This window comes from Streptomyces sp. NPDC046759, assembly GCF_040645475.1.
Classification (GTDB): Bacteria; Actinomycetota; Actinomycetes; order Streptomycetales; family Streptomycetaceae; genus Streptomyces.
The window spans coordinates 1-5,723 of sequence record NZ_JBEYYJ010000072.1 but is presented as its reverse complement, the minus strand read 5'-3'; the positions used below and the strand labels follow the sequence as shown (position 1 = coordinate 5,723).

Here is a 5,723-nt window from a genome sequence, read left to right as displayed (position 1 = left end):
GCGGCGACCCGCTCGTCGACCGTGTCCGGGAGGTCGATCAGACCGCCCCAGCGCTGCGCGTGCTCCAGCGCCGCCACCCGGCCCAGTCCCCAGACGGCGTGCTGGGCGGCGCTCGGCACCGCGTCGGCACGGCCGGTGGACACGGCGGACCTGGTCAGCGCCCACAGCGGGGCGTCGATACCCGCGTCGCCCAGGGCCTGGACGAGCGCGAGGGTCAGCGCGGTGCCGACGGACAGGGCGGGGTGTACGTCGTGGGGCCGCTCGTCGGTGCCGAGCAGGGAGATCACACCGTCGACCGGGGTCTCCCGGACCGCGTCGCCGAGCTGCCGCAGCAGTGCGGCGCGGTCGGCGGCCGGGTCGACCGCCACCCGGAGCAGCCGGGCCCCGCGGGCGGCGAGCCCGTCGGCGACCGCGGCGGCCCACTCCGCTGCTTCGGTGTCCTCGATGTCGTCGGTGACCAGGAACAGCCAGTCGCCCGGCAGTTCGTGCGCCCCCAGGCCGCTCAGCGGCTTCCAGCCCGTGCGGTAGGACCAGCCTTCCACGGCCGACTCCCGGCGCTGCTGCCGGCGCCACGCGGACAGCCGGGGCAGCACCGCGTCCAGCTGCTCGGCGGGCACGTCGAGGGTGACGGCGAGGGACTGGGCGTCCTCGCGCTCCACCGTCTCCCAGAACCCTGCCTCCACGGCGTCGGTCCCCGCGACGGCGGTGGCCGTGGGCGCGGTGGCCGCCAGCCAGTACCGCTGGTGCTGGAAGGCGTAGGTGGGCAGGTCGGCCCGCCGGGCGCCGCGGCCGGCGAAGAACGCCTGCCAGTCGACGGGGACGCCGTGCACGTGGAGCCGCGCGACGGCGCCGGTGATCGTCTCGGGCTCGGGGCTGCCGGACCGTGCGGTGGGGACGGTGACCGCGCCGTCCAGGCAGCCCTGGGCCATGGCGCTCAGCACCGTGCCGGGGCCGGTCTCCACGAACGTGGTCACACCCAGCTCGCCCAGGGTCCGGATGCCGTCGGCGAAGCGCACGGCCTCGCGGACGTGCCGGACCCAGTAGTCCGCCGTGTACGCGTCGACGAGCTCACCGGTGAGGTTGGAGACGACCGGTGTCCGGGGCCTCTCGAAGCGCAGACCGTCGACGACGCGGGCGAAGTCCTCCAGCACGGGGTCCATCAGCGGCGAGTGGAACGCGTGGCTCACGGTGAGCCGTGAGGTCTTGCGGCCCTGCCGGGCGAAGACGTCCGCGACGGCCGCCACGGCGTCCTCGGCCCCGGAGACCACGACGGACTGCGGGCCGTTGACCGCCGCGATGCCGGCGCCGTCGGTGAGGTGCGGCAGCACCTCGTCCTCGCTGGCCTGGACGGCGATCATCGCCCCGCCCTTGGGCAGGGCCTGCATCAGCGCGGCACGGGCCGTCACCAGTGCGGCCGCGTCCTGGAGCGACAGGGCCCCGGCCACGTGCGCGGCCGCGATCTCGCCCACGGAGTGCCCGGCCAGGTAGTCCGGCCGCACACCCCACGACTCCAGCAGCCGGTGGACGGCGACCTCGTGCGCGAACAGCGCGGGCTGGGTGAAGGCGGTGCGGTGCAGCTCCTCGCCGTCCTCGTGACCGTTCTCACCGAAGGCCACGTCCCGCAGTGGCCGGTCGAGATGCCGGTCGAGGTGGGCGCACACCTCGTCGTACGCCTCGGCGAAGACGGGGAACGCCTCGTACAGTTCCCGCCCCATGCCGATGCGCTGCGAGCCCTGCCCGGAGAACAGGAACCCGACCTGGCCGGCGTCGGCGCGGCCGCGGTCGACGCCGGGGGCGGGCGCACCCGAGGCCACGGCCCGCAGGCCCTCGGCGATCCGGTCGCGGTCGGCACCGACCACGGCGGCGCGGTGTTCCAGGGCGGCCCGGGTGGTGGCCAGCGAGAAGCCGACGTCGGTGAGGGACGGTTCGGCGCCGTCGGCGGTGAGGGACAGCAGGCGCCCGGCCTGGGCGCGCAGCGCGGCCTCGGACTTGCCGGACAGCACCCAGGGCACGGTCGCCGGGGCGACGTCGACCGGTGCGACGGCGGCCGGTTCGGCCATCGGTGCCTGTTCGATGATGGTGTGGGCGTTGGTGCCGCTCACGCCGAAGGACGACACGGCGGCCCGGCGCGGCCGGCCCGTCTCCGGCCAGTCCACGGCCTCCGTCAGCAGCCGCACCGCACCCGCCGACCAGTCCACGTGCGGCGTCGGCTCCTCCGCGTGCAGGGTCCGCGGGAGGACGCCGTGACGCATCGCCATCACCATCTTGATCACACCGGCCACACCGGACGCCGCCTGGGCGTGACCGATGTTGGACTTCAGCGAGCCCAGCCACAGCGGCCGGTCCTCCGGCCGGTCCTGCCCGTAGGTGGCGAGGAGCGCCTGCGCCTCGATCGGGTCACCCAGCGTCGTGCCCGTGCCGTGGGCCTCCACCGCGTCGACATCGGCCTCGGTCAGCCCGGCGGAGGCGAGGGCCTGGCGGATGACCCGCTGTTGCGCCGGACCGTTCGGCGCGGTCAGGCCGTTGGACGCGCCGTCCTGGTTGACCGCGCTGCCGCGCACGACCGCGAGGACCTCGTGGCCGTGGCGCACGGCGTCGGAGAGGCGCTCCACGAGCACCACTCCCACGCCCTCCGCCCAGCCCGTGCCGTCCGCCCCGGCGCCGAACGCCTTGCAGCGGCCGTCGGCGGACAGCCCGCGTTGCCGGCTGAACTCCACGAACGCGGCCGGTACGGCCATGACGTTCACACCGCCCGCGACGGCCATCGTGCTCTCGCCGCCGCGCAGCGACTGGATGGCCAGGTGCAGGGCGACCAGGGACGACGAGCACGCCGTGTCGACGGTGACGGCCGGGCCCTCCAGGCCGAACGAGTAGGCCACGCGCCCCGAGACGACGCTCGCGGCGCTGCCGGTGAGCAGGTGGCCCTCGACGCCCTCGGGGACCTGCGGGAGGCCTGCGCCGTAGCCCTGGTAGGACATGCCGACGAACACGCCCGTGCGGCTGCCCTTCAAGGAGGCCGGGTCGATGCCGGCGCGCTCGAACGCCTCCCACGAGGCCTCCAGCAGCAGCCGCTGCTGGGGGTCCATGGCGAGCGCCTCGCGCGGCGAGATGCCGAACAGTGCGGCGTCGAAGTCGCCCGCCTCGTACAGGAAGCCGCCGTCGCGCGTGTACGTCTTGCCCGGGGTGCCCGCGTCGGGGTCGTAGAGGGCATCGACGTCCCAGCCGCGGTCCTCGGGGAAGCCGGAGATCGCGTCGCCACCGGAGGTCACGAGCTGCCACAGGTCTTCGGGCGAGCCGACGCCGCCGGGGAGGCGGCAGCTCATGGCCACGATCGCGATCGGTTCGTCGCCGGCGGCGGCGCTGCGCTGCTCCTGCCGGTCGGCGCCCTGGGAACCGAGCAGTTCGGTGCGCAGGAACCGGGCCAGGGCCGTGGCGTTCGGGTAGTCGAAGACCAGGGTGGTGGGCAGCCTCAGGCCGGTGTCCGCCGAGAGCTTGTTGCGCAGTTCGACGGCGGTGAGCGAGTCGAAGCCGAGGTCGTTGAACGCCAGGTCCGGTTCCACCGACGCGGCGCCGTCGTGGCCGAGCACGGCGGCCGCGTGCGTGCGGACGAGGTCCACCAGCGTGCGGTCCTGCTCGCCCGCCGGCAACCCGCCCAGCTTCGTGGCCAGCGCGCCGGCGGCTTCCGCGCCGCCGGAGGCCGTGGCCTCCAGGGCGTGGCGTGCCTCGGGGAGGTCGCAGAACAGGGCGCTGGGGCGGGCGACGGTGAACGGGCCGATGAACCGCTGCCAGTCGAAGTCCGCGACGGTGAGCGCGGTTTCGCCGTCGGCCAGCGCCTGCTGGAGCGCGGAGAGCGCGAGGGCGGGCCGCATGGGCGGCAGGCCGCGGCGGCGCAGCATCTCCTCCCCGTCGCCGACGCCGGCCATGCCGCCCTCGGCCCAGCCGCCCCAGGAGAGAGCGAGCGCGGTGCGCCCGCGTGCCCGCCGATGCTCGGCGAGGGCGTCCAGGTAGGCGTTGGCCGCCGCGTAGGCGCCCTGGCTCGCGCCGCCCCAGATGCCGGCGCCCGAGGAGAACATGACGAACGCGTCGAGCTCCCGGCCGGCCAGCAGTTCGTCCAGGTGCGTGGCGCCGGCCGCCTTGGCCGCCACCGTTGCGGCGAACCCGGCCGGGTCGGAGTCCTCGATCATGACGTGGTCGCCGACGCCTGCGGCGTGGACGACGGCGTTCACCGGGTGCTCGGCGAGCAGCGCGGCCAGCGCCTCGCGGTCGGCCACGTCACAGGCGGCGACGGTCACGCGTACGCCCACCTCCTCCAGTTCGGCCTTGAGGCCGGCGGCGCCGGGGGCGTCGAGCCCCCGGCGGCTGGTGAGCACCAGGTGCTCCGCATCCGCACCGGCGAGCCAGCGGGCCACGTGCCCGCCCAGCGCACCCGTACCACCGGTGATCAGCACCGTGCCGCGCGGCGACCACCCCTGGGTGGGGCCGGTGGTGCGGGCGGCCCGGACGAGCCGGCGTCCGAAGACACCCGAGGCGCGGACCGCCACCTGGTCCTCGGCCACCTGGCCGAGGACGGCGGCCACGCGGGCCGCGGTACGGGCGTCCAGCAGATCGGGGAGGTCGAGCAGTCCGCCCCAGCGCTGCGGGTGCTCCAGCGCCGCCGCCCGGCCGAAGCCCCACACCTGCGCCTGCAGCGGGCGCTCCACACGGTCGGCGCGGCCGGTGGCCACCGCGCCGCGTGTGGCGCACCACAGCGGGGCGTCGACGCCCGCGTCGCCGAGCGCCTGCACCAGGCAGAGGGTCGCGGCGAGGCCGTGCGACAGGCCGGGGTGGCCGGGCGAGGCGCTCTCGTCCTCGGCGAGCAGGGAGAGTACGCCGGTCACCGGTCCGACGCCGGCCAGCTCGCGGGCCAGCTTTCCGCGGTCGGTGCCGGGCCCGGCGACGAGCGTCGTCAGTTCCAGGCCGCGCTCGCCGAGCGCGGTGCGGACCGAGGCGGTCCATTCGCTCTCCCCGGCCACCACGAGCAGCCAGGTCCCGGACGTGCCGGGTTGTGGGAGCGAGCCGAGCGGCTTCCAGGTGACGCGGTAGCGCCAGCCGTCGACCACGGACTGCTCGCGGCGCTGACGGCGCCACGCGGACAGCCGGGGCAGGATCGCGCTCAGCGAGGCGTCCACACCGACGCCCAGCGTCGCGGCGAGGGACTCCGCGTCCTCGCGCTCCACGCTGTCCCAGAAGCCGGAGTCCGCCGCGTCGGCCGGGGTGGTGGCGGCAGGGTCCTCGTCCCCTTCCAGCCAGAAGCGCTCGCGCTGGAAGGCGTAGGTGGGCAGAGTGACGCGGTGGGCGCCGGGGAAGAGCGCCTGCCAGTCCACGGGCACGCCGTGCACGTGGAGTTCGGCGAGCGCGGTGACGAGGGCCTGCCGTTCGGGGCGGTCGGCGCGCAGGACGGGCACGGTGACGGCCTCGTCCAGGCAGTCCTGCGCCATGCCGCTCAGGACGCCGCCGGGGCCGATCTCCACGAACGTGGTCACGCCCAGTTCATGCAGGGTCTCGATGCCGTCGGCGAAACGCACCGCCTCACGGACGTGCCGGACCCAGTACTCGGGCGTGTACGACTCGGCCAGGCGACCGGTCAGATTCGACACCACGGGAATCCGCGGCTCGTCGAAGACCAGACCACTGACGGCCTGCGCGAACTCCTCCAGCATCGGATCCATCAACGGCGAATGGAA

The 5,723-nt window shown here is 75.3% G+C and carries 1 protein-coding gene; it reads right to left on the bottom strand.

Features of this window, described 5'->3' with window-relative positions:
* Nucleotides 1-5,723, bottom strand: a 5,723-nt coding sequence (locus ABZ919_RS41390) for an SDR family NAD(P)-dependent oxidoreductase (protein ID WP_361259467.1), incomplete at both ends; no start/stop codon positions are given.